Here is a 24,639-nt window from a genome sequence, read left to right as displayed (position 1 = left end):
GTGCCTGACACTGGTGGCGCTGCCGGTACTGCTGCGGCCCGGCCCCCGCCACCCGTCGCTGCTGCCGCTGGACTATCCGCGTTCCTGGCTGCTGGCGGTGTCGGTGACGGCGCTGGTGACGGCCGCGGTGGCGGCCGGTGCCCCCGTGGTGCGCGGGGTGTCGGCACGGCTGTCGGCGCGTTCGGCCCGGCCGGCGCGTTCGGCCGGGCCGCGCAGGGCGAGGAAGGAACGCCCGTAGGCGCTCCACTGGGCCACCACCGTCCAGCCGCCCGCCCTGGCCCGCCGCCGCAGGGCCGTCCGGCCCAGCCGGGCCCACGGGAACCAGGGCTGCGTACCACCACCGTCGCCGCCGCCGTCGTCCAGCCGGACCTCCACTCGTTCCTCGACCTCCTCCGGCGCCGCCTCGGCCAGCAGCAGCCCGCCGGGGGCCAGCAGACCGCGCACCCGCTCCAGCAGGACGGCCGGGTCGCCGCCTATCCCGATGTTGCCGTCGAGCAGCAGGGCGCTGCCCCAGCGCCCCTCGCCCGGCAGCGGGCCGAACACCGAACGGCACAGCGCCGCTCCGCCCAGGGCACGGGTGCGGGCGACGGCTTCCGGCGCGGTGTCGATGCCCAGCACCGGACGGCCCAGCGCGGCCAGGGCGGCGACCAGCCGGCCCGGCCCGCAGCCGATGTCGAGCACCGGGCCGGTACAGCGCCGCAGCACCGTGCGGTCGGCCTCGTCCGCCCCGGCGCACCACCGCTCGACCTCCAGCGGCAGCAGCCGACCGTCGTCGGAGCGCCGCAGGTACAGGGGGCCGCGCCCGGTGCGCAGCGCGCGGGCGTACGGACCGGCGCGCCAGGGGAGGCCGTCCGGCGCCGGGGACGGTGCCGGGTGCCGCCGCGGATACGGGGGTGGGTACGGCGGCGGGTGCGGCAGCGGGTACGGCGGGGCGGTCACCGGACCACCGCCCGCCCCACCCGGGCCCCGTCCCGTACCCGCCGGGCGCACCGCGCGTACTCGGCGGCGAAGCGGCCGCCCGGCCGCGCGGCGCACTCGGCGGCGACGTGGGCCGCGTCGGCGGCGGTGTCCACGTCCCGCAGCACCGGCAGGTCCCGTACGGTCAGTCCGGCGTCCAGCAGCCGCCTCCGCTGGACGGCGCCGGTGCGCGTGGTGGACATCGGCACACCGCGCACCAGGTCCGGGGCGGGTTCGGCCAGGCCCAGCGCCCAGAACCCGCCGTCGGCCGCCGGGCCGAACCAGGCGGTGCGCCCGGCCCAGGCGCCCGGGGCGAGTACCGGGGCCGGCAGGGCGCCGGTGAGCTGCGGGGTGTCCATGCCCACCAGCAGGGCGGGACCGTCGCACCGGGCGAAGGCGTGGGCGATCCGCTCGTCCAGACCCCCGGGGCACTGGGGCAGCACCTCCCAGCCGTCCGGCAGCCAGGGGCCGGGCCGTCCGTCGAGGACCAGCACCCGGCGGCGGGCGGGCAGCGCCGAGACGGCGGCCAGGGTGTCGGCGAGCGCCGCCGCGGCCAGCGCGGCCGCCTCGGCGGGGGTGAAGGGCGGGGTGAGCCGGGTCTTGACCCGGCCCGGCACCGGCTCCTTGGCGATCACCAGCAGCGTGAGCCCGTCCCGGGGGCCCGGGGCGCTCACCGCAGCACCCCGCGCATGTCGTGGACGGCCTGCCAGGTGCCGCGCCAGGTGCCGGTCACCTTGGAGCGGCCGGTGCGCGGCCGGTAGAGCACCTCGGTCTCGGCCACCCGCCAGCCGGCGTCGGCGGCGCGCACCACCATCTGCAGCGGGTAGCCGCTGCGCCGGTCGGTCAGCCCCAGCTCCAGCAGCGCCCGGCGCCGGGCCGCCCGCAGCGGCCCCAGATCGTGCAGGCGCAGTCCGGTGCGGCGGCGCACCATGCGGGTCAGGGCCAGGTTCCCGGCCCGGGCGTGCAGCGGCCAGGCCCCGCGCCCGGTGGGCCGGCGGCGGGCCAGGACGAGGTCGGCGGTGCCGGCCCGGACGGGGGCGGCGACCCGTTCCACCGCGCCGGGATCGAGCGAGGCGTCGCAGTCGCAGAAGGCGACGAGCTCCGCCTCGGCGGCCAGCAGTCCGGCATGGCAGGCCGCGCCGAAGCCGCGGCGCGGTTCGGACACCACCCGGGCGCCGAGTTCGCGGGCGAGACCGGCCGAGCCGTCCGTCGAGCCGTTGTCGACGACGACAGCCCGCCAGCCGTCCGGGATCCTGGACAGCACCCAGGGCAGCGCCCGGGCCTCGTTCAGACAGGGCAGCACTATCTCCCCGCGGGGGGTCATGGGGTCGGTCATTCCCCTCACCCTACGGACACATAAAGGGCGTAACGGACTTGGCGGTCTTACGAAACGCGGACGCCTCCCCGCCCCCCGTCCCGGCCCGGGGACACCGGCCGGGGCGGGTGTCAGACTCCTTTTCATGACCGTCCCCCCGCCGCCCCCCGCCCCGTCCCGCCGGGTGCTCGTCGTCGACGACGACCCGACCGTCACCGAGGTCGTGGCCGGCTATCTGGACCGGGCGGGCTTCGTCGTGGACCGGGCCGCCGACGGTCCCGAGGCGCTCGCCCGCGCCCGGCAGGCGCCGCCCGACCTGGTGGTGCTGGACCTGATGCTGCCCGGTCTGGACGGCCTGGAGGTGTGCCGCCGGCTGCGCGAGAGCGGCCCGGTGCCGGTGGTGATGCTCACCGCCCGCGGTGACGAGGAGGACCGGGTCCTGGGCCTGGAGGTCGGCGCGGACGACTACGTCACCAAACCGTTCAGCCCGCGCGAGCTGGTGCTGCGGGTGGCGTCGGTGCTGCGCCGGGCCGCCGCCGTGCGGCAGGGGCCCGCCGCCGGACCACTGCTGCACGGCGGCGGCATCACCCTGGACCCGGTGGCGCGGTCCGTGCGCGACGCGCGCGGACCGCTCTCCCTGACACTGCGCGAGTTCGACCTGCTGGCGCACTTCCTGCGCCACCCGGGCCGGGCCTTCGGCCGCGCGGAGCTGATGTCGGCGGTGTGGGGCTGGGACTTCGGCGATCTGTCGACCGTGACCGTGCACGTGCGGCGGCTGCGCCACAAGGTGGAGGCCGACCCGGCCCGTCCCCGGCTGATCGTCACCGTGTGGGGGGTGGGCTACCGCTTCGACGGCATCCCGGACGGCGCCGCGGACGGCACCCCGGCGGGCGCGCCCCGCGGCGCCCGGGAGGAGGAGGACTGATGCCGCCCGTCTCCGATCTGCTGCTCATCGCCCTGTACGCCGGGGCCGGGGCCGCCGCCGTGGGCGCGGCGGGCGCGCTGGCGCTGCGCGCGCTGCGCCGCCGCTCGGTGGCCGTCTCGCTGGCCGTCCTGACCGCCGTCACGGTCGGTGCGATGCTGGCCGGGACGCTCTCGGTGGCCTGGGCGATGTTCCTCAACCGGCACGACCTGACGGTGGTGACGGTGGTGTGCGCGGTGGCCGCCGCCGCGTCCGCCCTGACCGCGCTGCTGCTGGGCAGCCGGCTCATCGCCGGGCACCGCGCGCTGGAGCGGGCCGCCCGCACCCTCGGCCGGGAGGGCGGCTTCATCCCGCCGGACTCCCCCGCCCCCGCCGAACTGGCCTCCCTGGCCCGGCGGCTGGCCGAGGCCAGTGCCTCACTGGCCGACGCCCGGGAGCGGGAACGCGCCCTGGAGTCCTCCCGGCGCGAGCTGGTCGCCTGGATCAGTCACGATCTGCGCTCCCCGCTGGCCGGGCTGCGCGCCATGGCCGAGGCGCTGGAGGACGGCATCGCCGAGGACCCCGACCGCTACCACCGGCAGATCCGCTCCGAGGTCGAGCGGCTCAGCGCCATGGTCGGCGACCTGTTCGAGCTCTCCCGCATCCAGGCCGGTTCGCTGGCCCTGTCCCCCACCCGGATGTCGGTGTACGACCTGGTCAGCGACGCCATCGCGGGCGCCGGACCGCTGGCCGCCGAGCGCGGCGTGCGGCTGGCCGACGACGGTGTGGACACCGTGCCCGTGGAGGTGGACGGCCGGGAGATGACCCGGGTCCTGGCGAACCTGCTGGTCAACGCCATCCACCGGACCCCGGCCGACGGCACGGTGGCCGTCGCCGCCCGCCGCGCGGAGGGCGTGGGAAGCGCTGGGGGACCGGGGGACGCGGTGGTGCTGTCGGTGACCGACGGCTGCGGCGGCATCCCCGCCGAGGACCTGCCGCGCGTCTTCGACACCGGCTGGCGCGGCAGCGACGCCCGTACGCCCCCGGCCGGTGCCGGGCTGGGACTGGCCATCGTGCGCGGCATCGTCGAGGCGCACGCCGGGCGGGCCTCGGTGCGGAACGTGCCCGGCGGCTGCCGCTTCGAGGTCATCCTGCCCGCGGCGGCCCCCACTCCCCCGCCGGAGACGGGGACGGGGACGGGGGCGGGGACGGGGGCGGGGACGGGGACGGCTCCGGTGCCCGCTCCCGCAGGGGCTCCTTCGCGAAGCGCGCCATCCCCTCACTGAAGCCGACCGCCGGCCGCCAGCCCAGCTCCCGGCGCAGCCGCGCCGAGGAGGCGGTGATGTGCCGTACGTCCCCCAGCCGGTACTCCCCCGTCACCACCGGCCCGGGCCCGCCGAAGGCCGCCGCCAGCGCACGGGCCGTCTCGCCGACGGTGTGCGGCTCGCCGCTGCCGGTGTTGTACGCCCGCAGGGTGCCCTCCGGCAGTCCGCCGACCGCGTCCAGGGCCGCGAGGTTGGCCGCGGCGACGTCCGCCACATGGACGAAGTCGCGGCGCTGCGCCCCGTCCTCGTACACCCGGGGCGGCTCGCCGCGTTCCAGCGCTGAGCGGAAGAAGGAGGCCACCCCGGCGTAGGGGGTGTCGCGCGGCATCCCGGGCCCGTACACGTTGTGGTAGCGCAGACTGACGGCCCGTCCGCCGGTGGCCCGGGCCCAGGCCGCGCTCAGGTGCTCCTGCGCCAGCTTGGTGGCGGCGTAGACGTTGCGCGGGTCGGCCGGGGCGTCCTCGCCGACCGCGCAGGGGGCCAGTTCGGCGCCGCAGTGCGGGCAGGGCGGCTCGAAGCGGCCCGCCGCCAGGTCCGCCGGGCGGCGGGGGCCGGGCCGCACCGTGCCGTGGCGGGGACAGTCGTACCGGCCCTCGCCGTACACGACCATCGACCCGGCGAGCACCAGGCGCCGTACCCCCGCGTCCGCCATCGCGGCCAGCAGCACGGCGGTGCCCAGGTCGTTGGCGCCCACATAGGCGGGGGCGTCGGCGAAGTCCCGGCCGAGGCCGACCATCGCGGCCTGGTGGCAGACCGCGTCCACCCCGCGCAGGGCGCGGGCCACCGCCTGCCCGTCGCGGACGTCGGCCCGCACCCCGGTGCCCCCGGCGGCGGGGGCGGGGGCGGTGTCCAGGACGAAGGGCTCGTGGCCCGCCGTCCGCAGGGCGTCGACGATGTGCGAGCCGATGAAGCCCGCCCCTCCGGTGACCAGTACGCGCATGCCGCCACGCTAGGGACCCGGCGGGCGCCACGGGCGCCGGGAGGACGGCACGTCAGCGATCCGTAAGGACCGCCGCCCGGCTTCCGCGGTACCCGCCCGTCACCCGTACGGCCCCGCTCCCGCCCGGGGCTGCCGCATGGCGGCGGCCACCGGTGGTACCCATGGGCGCCATGGAGTGGTTCGAGGCACCCGAGTACTGGCTGAGCCGCCTGGTCCTGCAGCGGGCCGTGGCCGCCCTCTATCTGGTCGCGTTCGTCTCGGCGGCCCTGCAGTTCCGGGCGCTGCTCGGCGAGCGCGGGCTGACCCCGGTGCCGGACTTCCTGCGCCGGGTGCCCTTCCGCGCCTCGCCGTCGCTGTTCCACCGGCACTACTCCGACCGCTTCTTCGCGGCCGTGGCCTGGTCGGGCGCGGCGCTGTCGGCCGCGGTCCTGCTGGGCGCCGCCGACCGGGTGCCGCTGGCGGTGGCCATGCTGATGTGGGCCCTGCTGTGGGTGCTGTACCTGTCGATCGTCAACGTCGGGCAGACCTGGTACGCCTTCGGCTGGGAGTCGCTGCTGCTGGAGGCCGGTTTCCTGGTGGTCTTCCTCGGCAACGCGGACGTGGCCCCGCCGATGCTGGTGCTCCTGCTGCTGCGGTGGCTGCTGTTCCGGCTGGAGTTCGGCGCGGGCCTGATCAAGTGGCGCGGCGACCCCTGCTGGCGGAACCTGACCTGTCTGGACTACCACCACGAGACGCAGCCGATGCCGGGGCCGCTGAGCTGGTTCTTCCACCACCTCCCGAAGCCGGTGCACCGGGTGGAGGTGGCGGCCAACCACCTCACCCAGCTCGTCGTCCCCTTCCTGCTGTTCTTCCCGCAGCCGGTGGCGAGCGCGGCCGGGCTGGCCGTGATCGCCACCCAGCTGTGGCTGGTGGCCTCCGGCAACTTCGCCTGGCTCAACTGGCTGACGGTCGTGCTCGCCCTGGCGGCCGTGGACAGCTCCCCCGTCGCCGGGACGCGGGAGTACGGCCAGGTGCCGCCGTGGTACGTGGCCGCCGTCATCGGGGTGACGGTACTGGTGCTGGTGCTCAGCTGGTGGCCGGTGCGCAACCTGCTCACCCGCCGTCAGCAGATGAACCGCTCCTTCAACCCCCTGCACCTGGTGAACACCTACGGCGCCTTCGGCAGCGTCACCCGGCTGCGCCACGAGGTGGTGATCGAGGGCACCGACGAGGAGCGGACCACCGAGAGCACCCGGTGGCGGGAGTACGGGTTCCGGGGCAAGCCGGGCGACCTGCGGCGGCTGCCCCGGCAGTACGCGCCGTACCACCTGCGGCTGGACTGGCTGCTGTGGTTCGCCGCGCTCTCGCCCTCCTACGCCGCGCCCTGGTTCACCCGGCTGCTGCACCGGCTGCTGGAGAACGACCCGGACACGCTGCGCCTGTTGCGCACCAACCCCTTCCCCGACCACCCGCCCGCCCAGGTGCGCGCCCTGCTGTACCGCTACCGCTTCACCACCTGGCGGGAGTTGCGTTCCACGGGCGCCTGGTGGGACCGGGAGCTGGTCGGCCCGTACGGGCAGCCGGTCTCCCGGCCGCCCGCGGACGCCTCCGGCACTCCCGGCACTCCTGACACGCCGTGACGCCCCTTACAGCGGGCACGCCCTCACGGCACCACCACGATCTTCCGTCCCACCCCCGCCGCGAACCGCTCCAGCGCGTCCGGGTAGCTGTCCAGCGGAAGCCGGTCGCTGATGAAGACCTTCGGGTCGATGATCCCCGTCGCGAAGAGGTCGGCGGCGCGCTCGTAGCTGTGGAGCACCGCCATGGAGCCGGTGATGGTGATCTCCTGGTTGTAGATGCGGTACGGCTCGATGGTCACCTTCGTGGCGTAGTCGGAGACACCGAACTGCAGAAACGTTCCGGCCTTGGCCACCCGGCCCAGCCCGTCCTGGATCGCCTTGGCGTTGCCGGTGGCGTCGATGACCACGTCCCAGCCCTGCGGGCGGTCGAGTTCGTCGGCCGCGGCGGCCGCGGCGGTGCAGCCCAGTTCCTTGGCGGTGGCCAGGCGCCCGGCATTGATGTCGACCACGTCGACCCGCGCCGCGCCCGTGCGCTTGGCCAGTTCCAGCATCATCAGGCCCATCGTCCCCGAGCCGTAGACCAGGACGTTGGCGCCCATCCGCGCGGCGAGCACGTCGTAGCCCCGCACCGCGCAGGACAGCGGCTCGATCAGCGCCGCGTCCTGGACATCGACGTGCTCGGGCAGCTTCACGCAGTTGGCCACCGGGGCGACGGCGTACTCGGCGGCGCCGCCCGCCACGGTGACGCCGATGGCCGCCCAGCGCTCGCACATGTTGTTGTGGCCGACGCGGCAGTAGCGGCACTCGTGGCAGTACAGCGAGGGATCCACCGCCACCCGGTCACCGGCGGCCAGCTCGGTGACCCCGCCCCCGACGGCGACGACCTCGCCGGCGAACTCGTGCCCGGGCACGATGGGGAGCGTGGGCGCGAACTCCCCCTGCATGATGTGCAGGTCCGTACCGCACAGCCCGCAGGCGGCGACCTTCACGACCACCTCGCGCGGCCCGGGCGTGGGATCGGGCACGGTGGTCAGGACGGCCTTGCCGACGGACTCGATGACGGCGGCTCTCACTTCACGGCTCCTAGCGACAGGCCCTGGACCAGTTTGTCCTGGGCGGCGAACCCCGCGGCGAGCACCGGCAGGGAGATGACGACCGAGGCGGCGCACACCTGGGCCAGGAACAGCCCCTGGCTGGTGATGAACCCGGTCAGGAACACGGGCGCGGTCTGCGCGGTCACCGAGGTCAGCACCCGGGCGAACAGCATCTCGTTCCAGCTGAAGATGAAGCAGATCAGCGCGGTGGCGGCGATACCGGGCCCCACCACCGGCGCGATGACCCTGGCCAGGACGGTGGGCAGCCGCGCCCCGTCGAGCTGGGCGGCCTCGATGAGCGCGGTGGGCACCTCGGCGAGGAAGGACTGCATCATCCACACGGCGATCGGCAGGTTCATCGAGGTGTAGAGGATGACCAGCAGCCAGATGTTGTCGAGCATGCCGGTGTTCTTCGCGAACAGGTAGATCGGCAGCAGTCCGGCCACGATCGGCAGCATCTTGGTGGACAGGAAGAAGAACAGCACGTCCCGCCACTTGCGCACCGGCCGGATGGACAGGGCGTACGCCGCCGGGAACGCCAGCAGCAGCACGAAGACCGTGGAGAAGACCGACGCCATGGCCGAGTTGATCAGCGGCGGCCAGGGGCTCGCCCCGCCCCCGGCGCCGAAGAACTCCCGGTAGCTCTCCAGGGTGAGGGGCGCGGCGAGCGAGGGCGGGTTGGTGGCGGCGTCGGCCTCGGAGTGCAGCGAGGTGAGCACCATCCAGGCGACCGGCAGGAAGAAGGCGAGCCCCATCACCCAGGCCAGCAGGCTCAGGGCGGCGTTGCGGCGCCGGGTGCGGCGCAGGTCCGGGTGCTCCGCCGGACGCGGCGCCGGGCGGGCCGGCGCGGTGCCCGGTACGGCCGGGGAGGGCGCGGTGGACGTCATCGGGACACCTCCTCACTGAACAGGGACGAGACCACCCGCAGGGCGAAGGTGGCGATGACGATCGAGCCGATGACGACGAGGACACCCGCGGCGGAGGCCAGCCCGTACTCGTGCGCCCGGTAGAAGGTGTGGTAGATCGTGTACGGCAGGTTGGCGGTGCCCAGCGAACCGGCGGTGATCGTGAACACCGCGTCGAAGTGCTGCACGATGTAGATCGAGCCCAGCAGCCCGCCCAGCTCCAGATAGCGCCGCAGGTGCGGCAGCGTCAGATGGCGGAAGATCTGCCAGCCGCCGGCGCCGTCCAGCCGGGCGGCCTCCAGCGTCTCCGTCGGGAAACTCTGCAGCCCGGCCAGCACGATGAGCATCATGAACGGCGTCCACTGCCACACCAGCGAGGCCTCCACCGCGAGCAGCGGCATCTCGGAGATCCAGTCGGGCTGGATGACCTCCTCCATCCCCACCAGTGAGCCCAGCCAGTTCAGGGCGCCGTTGAAGAGCCCGTACTCCGGGTTGAACAGGGCGTGCTTCCACAGCAGCGCGGCGGCCACGGGGACGATCAGGAAGGGCGCGATGAGCATGGTGCGCACCAGGCCCCGTCCCCGGAAGGAGCGGTTCAGCAGCAGCGCCAGGACGAGCCCGAGGACGAGGCTGGCCAGGACCACGGTGGCGGTCAGCACCGCCGTGGTGACCACCGAGGACCGCATGGCCGGATCGGAGAGCACCGAACCGTAGTTGGACAGCCCCGTGAACTCACGGGCGTCGGGGTTCAGGGCGTACCAGTCGAAGAGGGAGATCACCAGTGTCGCCGCGAACGGCAGCTGGGTGACGGCGATCAGGAAGACCAGCGCGGGCAGCAGAGGGGCGCGGGTGGCCCAGGCCCGCAGCCGGCCGGGTGGCTGGGCGGCTGCGGGCCGCGCGGGGGCCCGGGAGGGAGGCGCGGTGGGCGGCGGGGACTCCGCCGTGAGCTGTACGGTCATCGGTTCCGGTACTCCTCGCCGACCTTCTCGGCCAGCCGCTGCGACGCCTTGAGCGCCTCCTCGACGGACTTGCTTCCGGCGATGGCCGCGCTGATCTGCTGGGAGACCTTGGTGCCCAGGTCGGTGAACTCCGGGATGCCGACGAACTGGATGCCGGGCGCGGGCCGCTTCTGCGTGCCCGGGGACTTCGGGTCGGCCGAGGCGATGGCGTCCCGGGTGATGTCGGCGAAGGCGCCGGCCTCCTCGAGGTACTCGGGGATCTCGTAGGTGGAGGTGCGCTTGCCGGCCGGGACGCTGGCCCAGCCGATCTCCTCGCCGACGAGCTGCTCGTACTCCTTGCCGGAGGCCCAGGAGATGAACTTCCAGGCGTTGTCGGCGTTCTTGGAGGCCTTCTGCATGCCCCAGGCCCAGGTGTAGAGCCAGCCGGAGCTCTCGGTCTCCTCCACCGGGGCGGGGACGTAACCGATCTTCCCCTTCACCGGTGAGCCGCCGGCCTCCAGCGACCCGGCGCCGGCGGTGGCGTCGTACCACATGGCGGTCTTGCCCTGGGTCATGTTGTTCAGGCACTCGGCGTACCCGGCCTGGGCGGCGCCCGCCTCGCCGTGCTCGCGCACCAGGTCGACGTAGAACTTCACGGCCTCGGTGGTCTCGGGCGAGGTCAGCTTCGCGTTCCAGTCCTCGTCGAACCAGGTGCCGCCGAAGGTGTTGATGACCGTGGTCAGCGGGGCGATCACCTCGCCCCAGCCAGGCAGGCCGCGCAGGCAGATGCCCTTCATGTCCTTCTCGGCGGTGTCCACCTTCTCGGCGAGGTCGGCGACCTGCTGCCAGGTGGGCTTGTCGGGCATCTCCAGGCCGTGCTTGTCGAAGACGTCCTTGCGGTACATCAGGAAGGACGACTCGCCGTAGAACGGCTGGGCGTAGAGCTTGCCGTCCCCGCCGGTGAGCGACTGCCGCATCGAGGGCAGGATGTCGTCGTGGTCGTACTCCGCGTCGTCCTGGATGTACTCGTCGAGGGCGTGCAGCCAGCCGTTCTTGGCGTAGATGGGCGTCTCGTAGTTGCTGATGGTGGCGACGTCGTACTGCCCGGCCTGGTTGGAGAAGTCCTGGCTGATCTTGTCGCGGACGTCGTTCTCCGGCAGGACGGTGAAGTTGACCTCGATGCCGGTCTCCTTGGTGAAGTGCTCGGCGGTCAGCTTCTGCAGCTCGGCCATCGGCGGGTTGTTCACCATCAGGACGTTGATGGAGTCACCGTCGGAGGAGGCGGTGCCGCCGGCTCCGCTGCAGGACGCGAGGAGGGTTCCGGCCGCTGTCGCGGCGATCAGGGCACGTGCGGTGTGCCGGGTCCTTCTGTACATGTCGGGCTCCTTGCCTGGTGTTGCCTGTTGCCTGGTGTTGCCTGTTGTCGCCTGAAGTCGGGTGGGACGGCGTCCGCGGGCATGCGGTGCCGTGCCGTCGGCGGGCGGTGTTCGTTCACGGTGTGGAGGACCGGCCGGTGAGGCGGTGTGCCGGTGCGGTCCGGCCGCGGGGCCCTACACCCGGATGACGTGCGGCCCCCGGAGCGAGTAGCGGTGCGCCTCGGCGAAGGGCAGCGCGTTGCCGGTGACGATCGTCTCGAAGTCGGACACCTCCGCGAACCGGCAGAAGCTGACCGCCCCGAACTTGGTGTGCGTCCCCGCGAAGATCCTGCGGCGCGCGGCCCGTACGGCCGCGGCCTTCACCTCGCCGACCGCCGGGTCGGGTGTGGTGAGCCCGTGGTCGCGGGAGATGCCGTTGGCCCCCACGTACGCCAGGTCGATGACGAACCCGGAGAGCATGCGGGTGGCCCAGTGGTCGACCGTGGCCAGCGTCCCGCCCCGTACCCGGCCGCCGAGGAGAAGCACGGTGAAGTTGTCCGCCTTGGCCAGTATTCCGGCGGTGGCCAGCGAGGTGGTGACGACGGTCAGCGGCCGGTCGCGCGGCAGTCCCTCGGCGATGAGCTGGGGGGTGAAGCCCTCGTCGACGAAGAGCGTCTCGGCGTCACCGAGCAGGTCGACCGCGGCGGCGGCGATCCGCCGCTTCTCCGGAACGTGCCGGGTCGTGCGGACGGCGAGGGTCGTCTCGAAGCCGGCACTCTCCACCGGGTAGGCGCCTCCGTGCGTGCGCCGCACCAGGCCGTGGTCCTCCAGGACCCGCAGATCGCGGCGGACCGTCTCCTTGGCGACGGACAGTTTCTCGGCGAGCGCGACGACCTCGACCGAGCCCAGCCGGCGGGCCATGGCGAGGATCTCTCGCTGCCGCTCCTCGGCGTTCAATCGCCGCTCCTCCCTGTGCCGGTCGTTCCAGTTCCGGGCGCCCGAACATGCCCGTTCGGATGCGTGGGGAGATTTCTACCGTCCGGGGGGAGGTCTGGCCAGGTTCTTCCCGGCAGGGATCATGACCGCTTGGGCCCGCTTCCGGGGACTTCCGGGCGGGGGAAGGCGCTGCTCGAAGCCTTGTACGGCGCCCGGGCGTGCCCGGGCGTGCCCGAAGGGCCGTCGACGACTGCCCGTTGTCCACCCGAATCCGTGCCACAGCGGCACACACGGATGCCCGTGGCGGGCCGCTTTCGGCCCGCCACGGGCATCCGTTCGGCGGGGCGGAGCGCCCCGTACGCGCGCTACCCGCGCTGCCCGGCGGTCTCCTGCTCACCCCGCAGCCGTGCCGTCTCGGGCGAGGCGGTGTCCAGCGGCACCGACCAGGCGTCCAGCACCCCGAGCTGGACGGCCTGCCGCCGCAGCACGGCGTCCAGCGCCCAGTCGGCGGCCACCCGGATCCGGTTCCCGGGCATCGCGGCGAGGTGGTAGCCGCGGGTGACGAGGTTGGCGACCGGCCCGGACAGCGGGATGTTGAAGGGGTTGGCCGCGGCCTGCAGTCCGCCGAGGTCGACGACGAAGCCCAGGTCGCTGTGTTTGTAGGGGCGGCGGGTGCCGATGCCGTAGGAGGCCATGATGTTGTTGGCGGCCGTCCTGCCCTGCCGGTGGGCGTGCTGGGCGGTCATCGGCGTGTACTCCCCCGGCTTGGTCAGGTCCGGCACCGCCGCGGCGTCACCGCAGGCGAACACCTTCGGGTGACCGGGGACGTTGAGGTACTCGTCGACCACCAGCCGCCCCTTCTCGGTGGGCAGCCCGAGCTGCTCCACCAACGGGTCGGGCCGTACCCCGACGCACCAGATGAGTGAGCGGGTGGGAACGCACTCGCCGGTGTTCAGCAGCACCCCGTCCCGGGTGGCCTCCTTCACGGAGGTCCCGGTGCGGATCTCCACCCCGCGTTTGCGCAGCACCCGGTCCGCCGTCCGGGACAGCTTCTCGTCCAGCCCGGGCAGCACCCGGTCCGCGACGTCGATCAGCATCCAGCGGGGCCGGGCGTCGGCCCGCAGCCCGCCGGCGCTGCGGGCGTGCTGGCGGGCGAGCGAGTCGGTGAACATCTTGCCGTGCGCGGCCACCTCGGTCCCCGTGTAGCCGGCCCCGACCACCACGAAGGTGCAGCGCGCCCGGCACTCCTCGGGGTCCTCGGCGTTGGCGGCCAGGGCGATCTGCCGGCTGATGTGGTCGCGCAGGTACAGCGCCTCGGGCATGCCCCGGAACCCGACCGCGTGCTCGGCCACGCCCGGGATGGGCAGCAGCTTGTTCACGCTGCCGACGGTGAGGACCAGCCGGTCGTACCCCAGCCGCTTCTCACGCCCCTCGGGGTCGGTGTACGAGATCGCCTGCCCGTCCAGGTCCACCCCGTGCACCTCGCCGAGCACCAGCCGCACCCTCGGCAGCGTCCCGGCCAGCGACACCGAGACCCGGCGGGCCTCCAGCAGGCCCGCCGACACCTCGGGCAGCAGCGGCAGATACAGGAAGTAGTCGTTCGGGTTCACCAGGACGATCTCGGCCGCTCCCCGGAGCTTGCGCGACAGCGTCCTGGCGGTCTGGTATCCGGCGAACCCCGCACCGACGATCACTATCCGCGAACGGCTCACGTGCTACTCCAGTCCTCGGGACCAACGGCCAGGGAGACCGCGTTTCCCGCCAGGGCCCGGACAAACCAGGACCGGATATCCACCCTGCGCGACGCCGCCGCACTCACTCCCTCCGACCGGGATCACTCACGCGGGCACTCCGCCCCGGGGACGGGCTTGAACTCCTTCTGGTTCCGCTTCAGCCCGGTGACGGTCGCGCCGGTGTCACCGACCGCGTACCGGCCGGTGGCGAGGCGGTTCTCCGGATAGCTGCCGGCGCAGTTGATCCGGACGACGTAGCCCGCCTCGTCGGTCAGACGCGTGGCCACGTCGTCGAAGACGAGCCGCAGGCCCTCGGTGGTACTGACCTCGACGACGATGCTCCGCGACGGTCCGCTCTCCTCCTCCTCGATGACGGAGTAGAGGGGCATCTCGGTGGGGGAGGGTTCACTGGCCGCGCTGCCGTTGCTCTGCTGGCAGGCGGTGGCGGGGAGGAGGAAGAGACAGACGAGGGCTGCCAGGGCGCGAGGGGTGAGTCGTGCGTGCATGGCACCAGAGTGGCGGACCGGATTCCGCTTCACACGGTGAGTGACACTAATGTTACAGAAGGGTTTACCGGGGCGGTGCGCACCCCGCGCGGGACCGGTGGAGCCGGGTGGAGCACCGCCGGAAAGCCCTGCCCATCCGCCACTGTCCCGGCACCCGGCGTGCGCATCCACCCCTCGGAGTGCGGTATGGTTTCCGTGCGCGATCGGCGAGGGGCCAGCCCCGAGCCGGGAGGGCATCGGGACGTGGCGCAGCTTGGTAGCGCACTTGACTGGGGGTCAAGGGGTCGCAGGTTCAAATCCTGTCGTCCCGACACTGGTCAGAAGCCCCCTGGGATCTTCCCAGGGGGCTTCTGACATCAGCGGCTGACATCAACCGGGGTCACCCGGGCGGCTGAGCGGCTTCCTCGCCCTCTCCCCCGCCCTCCGGGCCCAACGCGTCCTCCATCCGCTCGGCGGCTGCTCTGAGCGTCGTGTCCATCACGTGCGCGTAGGTGTCCAGCGTCATGGTGATCGTGCTGTGCCCCAGCGTCTCCATGATGGTCCGGGCATCCACTCCCTGAGCCAGCAGGAGTGAGGCGCAGGTGTGCCGGAGGTCGTGCACCCGCACCCTGCGCACCTTCGCGTTGCGGCAGAGAACGGTGAGCATCCGGTTCAGGCTCCGCGGATCGGTCGGCCGGCCGGTGGGTGTGGTGAAGACCAGCCCGCTCGGCTGGTGCGGCAGCGGGTCCCACTTCAACCCGGCCGCGGCCCGCTCCGCGCGCTGCGCGCTCTGGTGCTCCCTGAGAGCAGCCGCACACCGCCGGGGCAGGGAGACGGTGCGCTGAGAACGGGCCGTCTTCGGGGTGCCGAAGACCAGCTCTTTCTTGATGCGCTGGAGATTCCGGCGCACCCGCAGTTGCCCCCGGCCGAGGTCGATGTCATCCCAGGTGAGCGCGAGCACTTCCCCGCGGCGCAGGCCCGTGGAGACCAGCAGCAGCCACAGCGCGTACAGCCGGTGCGAGCGAGCCGCTTTCAGCAGCATCCGCACTTCGGTCCGGTCCAGCGGCCGTACCTCCTGCCGGACGACGGTGGGCGTCTCCACGATGCGTGCCACGTTGCGCGCGATGAGTTCTTCCCGCATCGCTTGCTGCAGGGCGGACCGCAGTACGGCATGGACGTACTGCACGGTGCGCGCGGACGGATGGCGGTGGCAGCACCGTCCCTTGGCGCAGCACTTCCGCTCGTCCTCGGCGCGGTTCGCGTCCAGCCCTCGCAGGCAACACAGACAGCCGTCGCGGAACTCCGCGAGGAAGCGCCGTACGTCGGCGGGGCTGAGCCGGTTGAGCTTCTTCCGGCCGAGTGAGGGAGCAATGTACAGGCGTGCCATCACCTCGTAGCTCATGAAGGTGGAGGGCTTGAGCCGCGCGGCGGCCACGGTCGCGAGCCAGTAGGCGAGGTAGTCCCCGAAGGGCATCGCGGACGTGGCGGCCGGGATGCCCTGCCGGGTCTTCTCCTGCATCTCGGTGAGCTTCTGTGCCACCTCAGCACGGGTCTTGCCGTAGACGAACTTGCGGACGCGGGTGCCGTCCGGGCGGTAGACGTACGCGGCTGCCTGGTATCGGCCGTCCGTCCGTTTGGTGATGGTGCCTTCGCCATTGGCACGGCGCTTGGCCATCAGGCAGCCTCCTGGAGCTTGGCTTGGATGTACGTGCGGAGCGATTCGGCAGGGATGCGCCGGGAACGGCCCTCGGTGTAGCTGGGCAGGGCGCCGGACCGGATGAGGTCGTAGACCTTGGGGCGGCTCATCCGGAGCGCTGCCATGACTTCGGGGACCGTGAGCGCCTGGTGGGTCGGGGGCAGTGCTGGGCTCATGCGGGCATGCCTCCTCCGCAGAGGGCTGGTCTCGGCTTTCCGGGGTCCGCTACATCCGCCACGCCGCTACAGCGCAGGTCAGCGGCGGGTTTGGTGTAGCGGCAGGGCGGCGTGTAGCGGCTACGGCCGTCCTCGGGAGCGGTCCGGCCGCCCCGGGCGGGTGGGTCCGGGGCGGCCGGGTGTAGCCGCTACATCGGGCGGGGTCCGCTACGCGGGCAGGGGGTGTGAGCTGGGCTGTAGCGGCTGGAGCGGAGGTAGCGGAGTTTCCGGAGGGGGCGGGCAGTAGCGCTGCCAAGCGTCGTGCAGGTCCTCGGCGTGGTAGCCCTTGAGGACTCCTCCGGCGGTGCGGATGTTGCGGGAGGCGATCGGGTCACCGTCGGCGGTGACGTACTGGCCCAGCATCCGGGAGAGCCGCCGGGAGTCCAGCGGCCGGCCGTCCAGATCGGCCCAAGGGGCGTCGTCCAGGGCGTTGAGCCGGTCGAGGATGGCGACGGTGGGCAGCTTGTCCACCCCGATCAGCACGTGGTCGCGCAGGTCGGTCAGCAGCCGGATACCAATGCTGGCCTTGTCGTTCACCTGGGATGCCTTGACCAGCGTCAGGCAGGCTTCCCGGGCCCGGCGCGGCCAGTCGCCCCCGGCGGCGTCCGCCACCGCGATTAGCGGTTCCCACACGTCGGCGGGCCGGTCGGTGACCCCCTCGGGCATCTGCGGGTAGGCGTCGGCCACCTGCTCCTGGATGGCTTCGGCCCAGGCAGCGAGTTGGTCGCGCAGGGCGTTGCCCTCGGCGACGTGGATGCGGGTGCGGAAGGGCTCCACCTTCTCGTTCCGGGCGCGGCGGCGCATGCGGATGATGACCGAGCGGGTCAGGATCGTGTCCGGCAGCGAGCCGAGTCCGGCCACCGCCACCGCGCAGAACGAGGGGAAGCCCTGTACCTGCTGGTTGGAGCCGTCCCCCACGCACCGGTACATCACCCGCCCGCGGGTGTGCCCGGCGTTGAGGAACCCGCGAAGCTGCTCGTTCTCCCCGGCTTTCGGCCCGAAGACGGTGTCAATCTCGTCGAACAGGATCGTGGGACGCCCGCCGTCCAGCCCGGCCACCGACCGGAACAGGGCCGCGGCCGAAGCGTCCACGGCGGCCATGGAACGCGGCACGAGCGTTTCGACCACTTCCAGCGCCCGGGACTTCCCCGAACCGGGCTCCGGGGAGAGGAAGGCGAGCCGCGGGGTGGAGTCGAAGCAGTCGAGCAGGTGCGCGTGAGCATCCCACAGGGTCACGGCGACGTAAGCGGCCTCGGTGGGGAAGACGTTGAAGCGCCGGTGGAAGCGCTCCACCTCGTCCAGCAGCGCGGCCCCGTCGACGGCGGATGCGGTGGTGGTTGTCTGGGGTGTGGTCATGCGGCGGCCCTCCCTTCCTGGGGGGTGCGGAGCGGGCAGCGGTCCCGGTGCGCGGCGTGCGCGTCGATCAGGGCCAGCACGCGGGCGGTGCCGACGGCGCTGCGGTCGTGGCCGCACTCGCACCACGACCGGGCCGTGGGCACCGCGCCGCGACCGGGTGCGGTGATGTGCAGCCACGCGATCGGGTACCGGCCATTGCCACGGCGCGGGTTCGAACGAGGAACAGAGCGGACGCCCTGACGGGCGGCGTCCTTCGGGTCGCCTCCGGCCGCCGGGGGTGCGGGCGGCCGGGCGGTGCACAGGCCGGCCGGGGGTGCGGGGTGGCCTTCCAAGCGGGGGGTGATGGGGGCGGTCATGCCGCCTCCCGGGGGCGGGCGGTGCGCAGGGAGCTGTCCAGGGCACTGCGGATCGTGGCGCGGCACTCGACAGCGGTGAGTCCTGCCGCCTCTCCAGCCTCTTGGAAGGCCACCTCCACCATGTGACGGGGGATGTCGCCCCATGCGACGAACCGCCCCACCTTGAACGCGCTGCGGTTCAAGGCGACGTTCCGCCCGCCCTCGGGAGCCGCGGCCACCACGGCGCATTCGGCTTCCAGCGCGGCCACGGCGGCGCGGCTGCCGTCCACCGCAGGCAGCCGCAGCGGCCCCGCAGCGCGCGCGGGAGCCGGGCGGAGGATGCTGAGCAGCCATCCGGGCACCGCGGCCGTCTCAGCGGCGCACAGAGCCTCGTACCGCCCGCCCGGGGTGATGCTGCCGGTGGCGACCACGTATCCGCCCCACGCCCGGGTGTCGACCGAAGCGGCAATGGTTCCCGCGGTGTTGGGCAGCCGCACACCGGGCGGGGCGGTGAAGTACAGGTGGGTGCCGCCGCTCGCGGTCCGGGTGCGGTAGGTGGCCGGGACGGCGTGCCCGGCGCGCTCGCAGAGCGCCGCAAAGGTCGTCGCGCCGCAAGGCGCGTCCCTCTTGCCTTTGTGCTCCGGGGTGTCCAGGTCGATGACGACCAGCCCGGACGGGCCGGTGGCGATGCCGACGTTGTACGGCGCCTGTGCCCACGCGGCCCGGATGCGGCCGGGGTCGGTGGTGGCGCGCTGCTCCCACTTCACGTGCCCGCCCGCACAGGGCCCGGTACGGGAACACGCCTTCGCACCGTGCAGGGCGGGCACCTTGCTGCCGGGCCGCAAGGGGAAGACGTGCCAGCCGCGCCCGGCGGCGGCCAGGGCCGCGGCCAGCAGCGCGGAGCGTGCGTCATGGGTCATGCTGGGACCTCCAACGGGTCTGTAGTGGGCTGGTTGGCCGGGGCGGTCGCGGATCTTTGGCGAGATGAGGCGACCGCCCCGGGCGCTTGTCAGGCCGCGTGGGCGGTGTCGGTCTCCGCAGTGGCCAGTAGCCGCAGGGCGGTGGTGGCCTGGTGGGGAACGACGCCGTTGCCCAGGGCCTTGAGCTGGGCGGTGCGGGACAGCCCGGGCACGTCGGTGACGTGGCCGGCGGGCAGGCCCATCAGCCACTCCACCAGGAGCGGGTTCAGCCGTCCCAGAGCGTCAACTGGCCCCGGGGCGGGGCGGCCGAGGACGGCTTCCCAGCGCCGGACGGCCGGGGTGTAGGGGCCCCAATCCGGTGGGCTGCCGAGGGCAGGGTCAGATCCCCCTTGCTGCCGCGCTGGTTCGGACCGCCCTTGGTCCCGTCCGTCGCCCGCGGAGTGGGCAGCAGGGTGCCACTGTGGGTCAGGTCGGTCAGGGTCGGTGAGGTGCTGCGCGGGTTCGGCGCGGTGGCCTGCCGGGCTCCCCGGGCGTCCCCGGCCACCGGGGTGGGCAGCAGGGAGACGGCGTGCCGCAGGTTCATCCCGCCCTGTGCCGCGTGCCCGGTCCCGGTCGCCTCCGAGGTCGAGGGAGTGGGCAGCAGCGCGGCCACCGTCGGCAGGCCATCGCGGTAGCCGCGGCCCTTGGCGTCCCTCGCGCGGGGGGTGGGCAGGCCAGGCGAGGAGGAACAGGCGGTTGCGCCGGTGGGGAGCACCGACATCGGATGCGCGAAGAGTGCACCACCGCGCATCGAACCCGAGGGCGGCAAGGTCGGTGAGGACGGTGTCGAATCCGAGGGAAAGGTGCCCTGCGACGTTCTCAAAGACCGCGTACCGGGGTCGTAGTACGCCAAGGGCACGGGCGATGTGCGGCCAGATGTGGCGGTCATCGGTGACTCCCTTCCGTTTGCCGGCGGTGCTGAACGGCTGACAGGGGTAGCCGCCGCACACGATGTCCACCGGCTCCACCGCGCGCCAGTCCACGGCGGTGATGTCTGCGAGGTTGGGTACCTGCGGCCAGTGGTGGGCCAGGATCCGGGCGGCGCCGGGGTCGTTGTCGGCCACCCACGCCAGGGAGCCGCCGAACACGGCTTGGACGGCCATGTCCAGGCCGCCGTAGCCGGTGCACACCGAACCAATGCGCACCGGGTCGGGAGGATGGGTCATGCTGGGACCTCCTGAGTCTCTTGCTGAGGCTGGGAGTGCCGGAGCGGACCGCGCTTCTTTGGCGAGAGTGGGCGGTCCGCTCCGGGCGTCACTTGTGCTTGGGGCGGGCGAGTTGGAAGAAGGTGCCGATGCCGATCGGGCCGGCCAGGGTGCCGAGCAGGGCGGCGGTGCGGGCGGCGAACTCGAACAGCGCGATGCCCGCGGCGACCAGGCCGATGAAGCCGAATCCGGCGGCCAGTCCGATGGCGAGCGGCACCGCGTAGGCGGCGGCCGGGCGCCGCGGGGCGGGTGCGTGGATGATGACGACCGGGCGATCGCCTAACTGCCGGTAGACCTCGGCGGGCAGGTGCGGGAGGTGGCCCCCGGTGGGGGGCGGGTGCGGGGTGCGGCGGGTCATGACTGCCTCCTTGTACGGTGGGTGTCGGTCACGGTGTGTGCCGGTAGTGGGGTGGCTAGTGGGTACTGGGGTCCCCAGTGGGGAAGCACCGGTCAGACGGCCCGTGTGGGCCGTTGGGGCATGCGTAGTGGGTAGTGGGGTGTGCCCCACTACCCACTACGCAGTAGCTGTGTGTAACTGGTGTCAGGCGTGGTCGGGGTGGAGGTAGACCGAGTGCGGCCCGTTGTCCCGGTAGACCAGCTCCCCGCGCTCGGCCGCGGCCCGCAGGGCGGCGCGGACGGTCTTGCGGTCCTTGCCGACCAGTTCCGCGATCGCGGACGGCTTCATCCCTGCGGCGCCGGCGGAGGCGATCGCGTCGATCGCGTCGGCCAGCCATGCCGGACCGGCCTCCGGCGCCTGCTCTCCCTGTCCGCGTAGGGCGGAGAGGTTCAGCCCCGGCCGGGGTGCCGTGGGCGGCTTGTCGTCCCGCTGCTCGGGCCGGTCCGGGGTGCCGGGTTCGGCGGTGGTGCCGAACGTCTTGTCGATCTCGGCCATGAACCGGGCGGCCAGTGCATCGGCGTCCGGCTCCGGGCCCTGCTCCGGCTGCTCGTTGCGTAGGGCGGAGAGGTTCAGTCCGTCCCGCCCGCTGCCGGTGGTCTGCGCCGCGGTGGTGCCGGTGCCGGTGCTCGTGTCCGACCCGCTGGTGGTGTCGCGCATCCATGCGGTGCGGTCGGGGTCCCAGCGGCGGGTGTAGGCGTCTCCGGCCGCCTCCTTGGACGGGGCGTCCAAGACCGGGTGGCGGTCGGTGGTGGCGGTGGTGATGTCGCGGATCTGGTTGGGCAGGATCCGCCACGCCTTGAACAGTCCGGCCGTCTCCTCGGGGGTGCCCAGGAACCCCGAGCCCTTGTACGGGGCCTGGTCGGTGCGCAGGCCGCGGGTGCCGGGGAACATCTTGGACAGGTCCATGCCCTCGGTCTCCCCGCCCGTCAGCGCCACCCGGACTTTGGCTTCCCGGCGGATCATCAGGTTCCCCAGCACTGAGCCGGTGGCCCCCAGCGCGGTCAGGACGGTGCGCACGCCCATGGCGCGGGCGATGCGGATGACCTCCAGGATCTTGGCCGCGAGCTGGCGCATGGCGCGGTCGGTGCTGGTCAGGATCTCCGCACCCTCGTCGACCACCAGCATGATCTGCGGAATCCGCGCGCTGATCGGGAGCAGGTCGGTGTTCGCGCGGGCCATCAGGTCCTGATAGACGGTCTTGCGGTGCCGGGCGATGCGCAGCACCGCATCCAGCATGATGGTGGCCTCTTCGTGGGTGGCGGCCAGCCAGTCGATCCCGGGCCGCACCGGCGCCCCGTCCGGGCCCCGCAGGTCTCCGGACAGGGCGGGGAGCACCCACGGGAGGCCGGCGGATCCGGCGTTGAGGTCGATGACGAAGGTGAGCACGTCGTCTGCGCGGGCGAACCCGGCCAGGATGACGTGCACCATGTTGGTCTTGCCCGACCCGGTCGGGCCCACGACCAGGGCGCACTGTTCGCGCAGGTAGGTGCGGATCTCCTCGGCGTTGGTCCGGTACCCCCACGGAATCCCCGTGAGCACCGACAGCGGGCCGTAGTCGTCGGGGTAGGTGCGCTCCTCGGCCAGCACATTGACGGTGGTCACATCGAGGATGACCCGGCCCTGGTCGATGCCGGGGGAGGCGGTGGCGGTGCAGCCGTGCGGCAGCCTGGCGTCCGCCGACAGCCGCGGCGCCTCCTTGGCGACTTTGTCGTAGGTGGCGCCGCCCGGGGGGAGTTCGGCGTCGAGGGAGAAGCCGGTACCGGTGGGCCACATCTCCACCGCCAGCACCCGCACCGTGATGCCGCACACCCGCTGGATGCGGTCGGCCCACTCGGCGGCGATCGCGCGCCGCTCGGCGGACAGCTCGGCGGCCACCTGCCGCTCGGCCGCTGCGATCGCCTCCTCCTCGCGGGCTTCTTCGTAGAGGTCGGCGGACCGGTTGGCGGTCCCGATGCCCACCCCGAGCGCGGCCAGCGAGCCCAGCGCCGTCCAGGTGAGCGGTCCAGTGGCCATGGCCCAGGTGGTCCACCCGGCCCCGAGCAGCCAGCAGGCGGCCCGGGTGGCGACCGTGCGCCCGGCGTTGCGCACTCGGAGTCCGGCGATGGTGTGGCCCAGGGCCCCGGCGGCGCCGACCGCCAGGGCCCAGCCGGGCGGCATACCGGTGGCGGCGCCGGTGGTGGCGGCGGCGAAGGCGCCGGTGGTGGCGGACAGGGCGCCGGTCACGGGTCCGTGACCGGCCGCCCAATCCAGCACCGGCCCACCACTTGCGGTGTTGGCGGTGTTGGTGGTCATCAGACGTTCCAGCCCTTCTCAGCTTCGGTGCCGTTGCGGGGGTCCTCGTGGCGGGCGATGTCGGCTTCGTGGACCCGGCGGAAGAGCGGGCCCATCTCCTCGGCCTTGTCGATGGCGGCCACCAGCGCGGCGTAGATGTCCTCGAACCCGGCGGCGACCTCCTTCTCCAGCGGGAATTCGTCGTCGGAGCGCTCGGCCAGGATGCGGAAGGTGTTGGCCACCGAGGTCATCGCGGCGGGCAGGTTCTCGATCATGGCCAGGATTTCCATGGCGCCGTCGGGGGTGTAGGTGCGGGCCGCCTCTTCCATCTCGGCGGCGGCCTCTTCGAAGCGGAAACCAGACACGTTCACAACCTCCACAGAGCGGGTGGCATCGGGGTGGGTGGGGAGCAGGTGGGTGGGCCGCCGCACGCGGTCCCCCACCTCGTGCGCGTTCTCCTCGGCCGTGGTGTCGGCGGCGGCTTCCTCGGCGGCGAGCCGGTCACGGATCGCGGTGTCGCGCTGCTCGCGCTCGGTGCGGGCCCGGCCGACCAGGCGCCAGAACAGGCGGCGGCCGGGATACATCAGCCACGCCCACCCGAGCCGGCGGCCCAGGGGCGTGGTGGCCATGCCGAGCAGCCCGAGCGGGGCGGCCAGCAGCCCGGCGAGCAGGCAGCGGCCGTAGGAGCGGGCCGCGGAGCGCCACAGCGCCCGCCGCGCCGCCCGCCGGGCCGGTGCCTTGCGCAGCGCCGAACGGCGAGCTGCCACCGCACCGGCGGTGCGGGCGTCGCGGGCCGCCCGGCCCCGGCGGGCGGCCTGGTCCCGGGCGGTGCGGGCCCGGTTCAGGGCGGCGGCCAGCCCCCGCCCACCGGCCTTCTGCTGCTTCTGCTGCTTGTGGTTCTTGGCGGCGAGCCGGGCGGCGGTACGGGCGGCCGGGCCGTGCGCGCGGCGGGCATCGGCCACCGCCCGCCGCGCCGCAGCCGTCTGCGCCCGCCGCTGTGCCCGCGTGGGCGCGGCGGCCCGCTGCCCAGACCGCGCCGCAGCGGCCCGGTTCAGCAGCCCACCGCCGCGCCCGGCCCCAGAACGGCCGGCCGCACCACCACCCGGCTTGCTGCCGGGCCGGTGGTGCTTGCCGAAGTGCTTCCCGGCCCCAGCCACCGCGGCGGGAGTGCTGCGGTGCCGGGACGCTGCACTGCCAGACGCGCCGTTGCCGCGGCGCGTCCGGCCGCCCGCGCGACCGGGCTTGGCCGCACCACCGGACCGGCCCGCAGCCACAGGGAGGCTCCGGTGGCCGGTGCGCCGGGCCGCCGCAGCAGCCGCGTTCCGTCCGGCCGTCCGGGCGGCTGCCCGCCGGGCTTCCCGCTTCGGAGTGGTGCGGCGGGCGCGGGTGGCGGCGGCCGTGCCCAGCACCACCGCCCCGGTCGCGGCCACCACCGCAGCCAGCGGCCCAGCAGCCAGCGCGGCAGCCGAAACCGCACCGACGGTGGTGTTCGCCCCCGACAGCGCCAGCGGCACCACCGGCCACCCACCCGGGGCGTGCCCCGTGTTGTCGGCGGCGGCGTCGGAGGGCGGTGCCTGCTCGACCACCGGGGCCGGAGCAGGAGCCGCAGGGGCAGGTGTGGGGTCGGTCTCGGGTGGGGGTGTCGGGGGGATCGTGGTTTCCGTCATGCTGGAGTCCTCCATCTAGGTGGGGACCGGCGCGGCCGTGCTGGCAGGCAAGGGGCCGCGCCGGGACAACGCCCGGTCAGGTCGAGCAGGGGTTT

At 73.5% G+C, this 24,639-nt stretch carries 23 protein-coding genes, 1 tRNA gene and 2 pseudogenes; 4 read left to right on the top strand and 22 right to left on the bottom strand.

What is annotated here, in order from left to right:
* Window positions 1-72: 72 nt before the first annotated feature.
* From CUT44_RS04105 to CUT44_RS04095, 3 genes are read right to left on the bottom strand one after another with little or no spacing between them, the layout of a single operon-like run.
* Entirely contained in the window at window positions 73-939 is an 867-nt protein-coding gene (locus tag CUT44_RS04105) for a class I SAM-dependent methyltransferase (RefSeq protein ID WP_107488044.1), read from the bottom strand.
* On the bottom strand, window positions 936-1,631 hold the full coding sequence (locus CUT44_RS04100) for a TIGR04282 family arsenosugar biosynthesis glycosyltransferase (RefSeq protein ID WP_100200727.1): 696 nt from the start codon (window positions 1,629-1,631) through the stop codon (window positions 936-938). Before CUT44_RS04100 ends, CUT44_RS04105 begins: the two co-directional genes overlap by 4 nt.
* Window positions 1,628-2,293, bottom strand: a complete 666-nt coding sequence (locus CUT44_RS04095; RefSeq protein WP_100200726.1) for a glycosyltransferase family 2 protein — start codon at window positions 2,291-2,293, stop codon at window positions 1,628-1,630. The genes CUT44_RS04100 and CUT44_RS04095 overlap by 4 nt, the downstream gene beginning before the upstream one ends.
* Window positions 2,294-2,417: 124 nt before the next feature.
* Between CUT44_RS04095 and CUT44_RS04090 the strand changes: the two genes are divergently transcribed.
* Window positions 2,418-3,197, top strand: a complete 780-nt coding sequence (locus CUT44_RS04090; RefSeq protein WP_100200725.1) for a response regulator transcription factor — start codon at window positions 2,418-2,420, stop codon at window positions 3,195-3,197.
* Window positions 3,197-4,336, top strand: a pseudogene (locus tag CUT44_RS04085) (sensor histidine kinase); the annotation flags it as partial. The gene CUT44_RS04090 and the pseudogene CUT44_RS04085, both read left to right, overlap by 1 nt.
* Here CUT44_RS04085 and CUT44_RS33800 read toward each other — a convergent pair.
* A complete protein-coding gene (locus tag CUT44_RS33800; protein ID WP_100200723.1) occupies window positions 4,320-5,438 on the bottom strand; it encodes an NAD-dependent epimerase/dehydratase family protein in 1,119 nt (372 codons plus the stop codon). The pseudogene CUT44_RS04085 and the gene CUT44_RS33800 sit on opposite strands and share 17 nt — an antisense overlap.
* Window positions 5,439-5,608: 170 nt before the next feature.
* Between CUT44_RS33800 and CUT44_RS04075 the strand changes: the two genes are divergently transcribed.
* A complete protein-coding gene (locus CUT44_RS04075) occupies window positions 5,609-7,057 on the top strand; it encodes a lipase maturation factor family protein (protein ID WP_100200833.1) in 1,449 nt (482 codons plus the stop codon).
* Between the two features lie 23 nt (window positions 7,058-7,080).
* Here the strand turns inward: CUT44_RS04075 and CUT44_RS04070 are convergent, their stop codons facing one another.
* From CUT44_RS04070 to CUT44_RS04040, 7 genes are all read right to left on the bottom strand, one after another.
* Complete coding sequence (locus CUT44_RS04070) at window positions 7,081-8,070, bottom strand: zinc-dependent alcohol dehydrogenase family protein (RefSeq protein ID WP_100200722.1); 990 nt, start codon at window positions 8,068-8,070, stop codon at window positions 7,081-7,083.
* Complete coding sequence (locus tag CUT44_RS04065) at window positions 8,067-8,978, bottom strand: carbohydrate ABC transporter permease (RefSeq protein ID WP_100200721.1); 912 nt, start codon at window positions 8,976-8,978, stop codon at window positions 8,067-8,069. The genes CUT44_RS04070 and CUT44_RS04065 overlap by 4 nt, the downstream gene beginning before the upstream one ends.
* On the bottom strand, window positions 8,975-9,955 hold the full coding sequence (locus CUT44_RS04060; protein ID WP_100200720.1) for a carbohydrate ABC transporter permease: 981 nt from the start codon (window positions 9,953-9,955) through the stop codon (window positions 8,975-8,977). The genes CUT44_RS04065 and CUT44_RS04060 overlap by 4 nt, the downstream gene beginning before the upstream one ends.
* Window positions 9,952-11,310 carry an ABC transporter substrate-binding protein gene (locus CUT44_RS04055; RefSeq protein WP_100200719.1) on the bottom strand — a complete coding sequence of 453 codons (1,359 nt, stop codon included), beginning with the start codon at window positions 11,308-11,310 and terminating at the stop codon, window positions 9,952-9,954. The genes CUT44_RS04060 and CUT44_RS04055 overlap by 4 nt, the downstream gene beginning before the upstream one ends.
* Window positions 11,311-11,484: 174 nt before the next feature.
* Window positions 11,485-12,210 (bottom strand): DeoR/GlpR family DNA-binding transcription regulator, encoded by a 726-nt coding sequence (locus CUT44_RS04050; protein WP_233221221.1) that lies wholly within the window; start codon window positions 12,208-12,210, stop codon window positions 11,485-11,487.
* A gap of 380 nt (window positions 12,211-12,590) precedes the next feature.
* Window positions 12,591-13,937 carry an NAD(P)/FAD-dependent oxidoreductase gene (locus tag CUT44_RS04045; RefSeq protein ID WP_100200717.1) on the bottom strand — a complete coding sequence of 449 codons (1,347 nt, stop codon included), beginning with the start codon at window positions 13,935-13,937 and terminating at the stop codon, window positions 12,591-12,593.
* 122 nt (window positions 13,938-14,059) lie between these two features.
* Window positions 14,060-14,464, bottom strand: coding sequence for a hypothetical protein (locus tag CUT44_RS04040; protein ID WP_100200716.1), 405 nt, complete (start codon window positions 14,462-14,464; stop codon window positions 14,060-14,062).
* A 237-nt stretch (window positions 14,465-14,701) separates the two neighbouring features.
* Here CUT44_RS04040 and CUT44_RS04035 point away from each other — a divergent pair.
* Window positions 14,702-14,775 (top strand) — tRNA-Pro (locus CUT44_RS04035).
* Window positions 14,776-14,843: 68 nt separating this feature from the next.
* Here the strand turns inward: CUT44_RS04035 and CUT44_RS04030 are convergent.
* The 11 genes and pseudogenes from CUT44_RS04030 to CUT44_RS33775 form a co-directional block, all read right to left on the bottom strand.
* Entirely contained in the window at window positions 14,844-16,118 is a 1,275-nt protein-coding gene (locus CUT44_RS04030) for a tyrosine-type recombinase/integrase (protein WP_100200715.1), read from the bottom strand.
* The gene (locus tag CUT44_RS04025) at window positions 16,118-16,315 is read right to left on the bottom strand and encodes a helix-turn-helix domain-containing protein (protein WP_100200714.1); all 198 of its coding nucleotides are present in this window, start codon (window positions 16,313-16,315) and stop codon (window positions 16,118-16,120) included. The genes CUT44_RS04030 and CUT44_RS04025 overlap by 1 nt, the downstream gene beginning before the upstream one ends.
* A gap of 207 nt (window positions 16,316-16,522) precedes the next feature.
* A complete protein-coding gene (locus tag CUT44_RS04020; protein WP_100200713.1) occupies window positions 16,523-17,710 on the bottom strand; it encodes a DUF3631 domain-containing protein in 1,188 nt (395 codons plus the stop codon).
* Entirely contained in the window at window positions 17,707-18,066 is a 360-nt protein-coding gene (locus CUT44_RS33795; protein WP_233221205.1) for a hypothetical protein, read from the bottom strand. The genes CUT44_RS04020 and CUT44_RS33795 overlap by 4 nt, the downstream gene beginning before the upstream one ends.
* Window positions 18,063-18,965, bottom strand: a complete 903-nt coding sequence (locus tag CUT44_RS04010; protein WP_100200712.1) for a bifunctional DNA primase/polymerase — start codon at window positions 18,963-18,965, stop codon at window positions 18,063-18,065. Before CUT44_RS04010 ends, CUT44_RS33795 begins: the two co-directional genes overlap by 4 nt.
* 89 nt (window positions 18,966-19,054) lie before the next feature.
* Complete coding sequence (locus CUT44_RS33790; RefSeq protein WP_233221225.1) at window positions 19,055-19,207, bottom strand: hypothetical protein; 153 nt, start codon at window positions 19,205-19,207, stop codon at window positions 19,055-19,057.
* A gap of 23 nt (window positions 19,208-19,230) precedes the next feature.
* Complete coding sequence (locus tag CUT44_RS33785) at window positions 19,231-19,755, bottom strand: hypothetical protein (RefSeq protein ID WP_233221224.1); 525 nt, start codon at window positions 19,753-19,755, stop codon at window positions 19,231-19,233.
* Window positions 19,742-20,107 (bottom strand): annotated as a pseudogene (locus CUT44_RS33780) (DNA cytosine methyltransferase); the annotation flags it as partial. The gene CUT44_RS33785 and the pseudogene CUT44_RS33780, both read right to left, overlap by 14 nt.
* A 151-nt stretch (window positions 20,108-20,258) precedes the next feature.
* Window positions 20,259-20,567 carry a hypothetical protein gene (locus tag CUT44_RS04000; RefSeq protein WP_100200710.1) on the bottom strand — a complete coding sequence of 103 codons (309 nt, stop codon included), beginning with the start codon at window positions 20,565-20,567 and terminating at the stop codon, window positions 20,259-20,261.
* Window positions 20,568-20,750: 183 nt separating this feature from the next.
* A complete protein-coding gene (locus CUT44_RS03995) occupies window positions 20,751-22,898 on the bottom strand; it encodes a hypothetical protein (RefSeq protein ID WP_100200709.1) in 2,148 nt (715 codons plus the stop codon).
* A complete protein-coding gene (locus CUT44_RS33775) occupies window positions 22,898-24,544 on the bottom strand; it encodes a hypothetical protein (RefSeq protein WP_233221204.1) in 1,647 nt (548 codons plus the stop codon). The genes CUT44_RS03995 and CUT44_RS33775 overlap by 1 nt, the downstream gene beginning before the upstream one ends.
* Between the last annotated feature and the right edge of the window lie 95 nt (window positions 24,545-24,639).

Source organism: Streptomyces carminius (genome assembly GCF_002794255.1).
GTDB lineage: Bacteria > Actinomycetota > Actinomycetes > Streptomycetales > Streptomycetaceae > Streptomyces > Streptomyces carminius.
The sequence above is the reverse complement of the archived record's forward strand: the minus strand, read 5'-3'. Positions and strand labels throughout refer to the sequence as shown.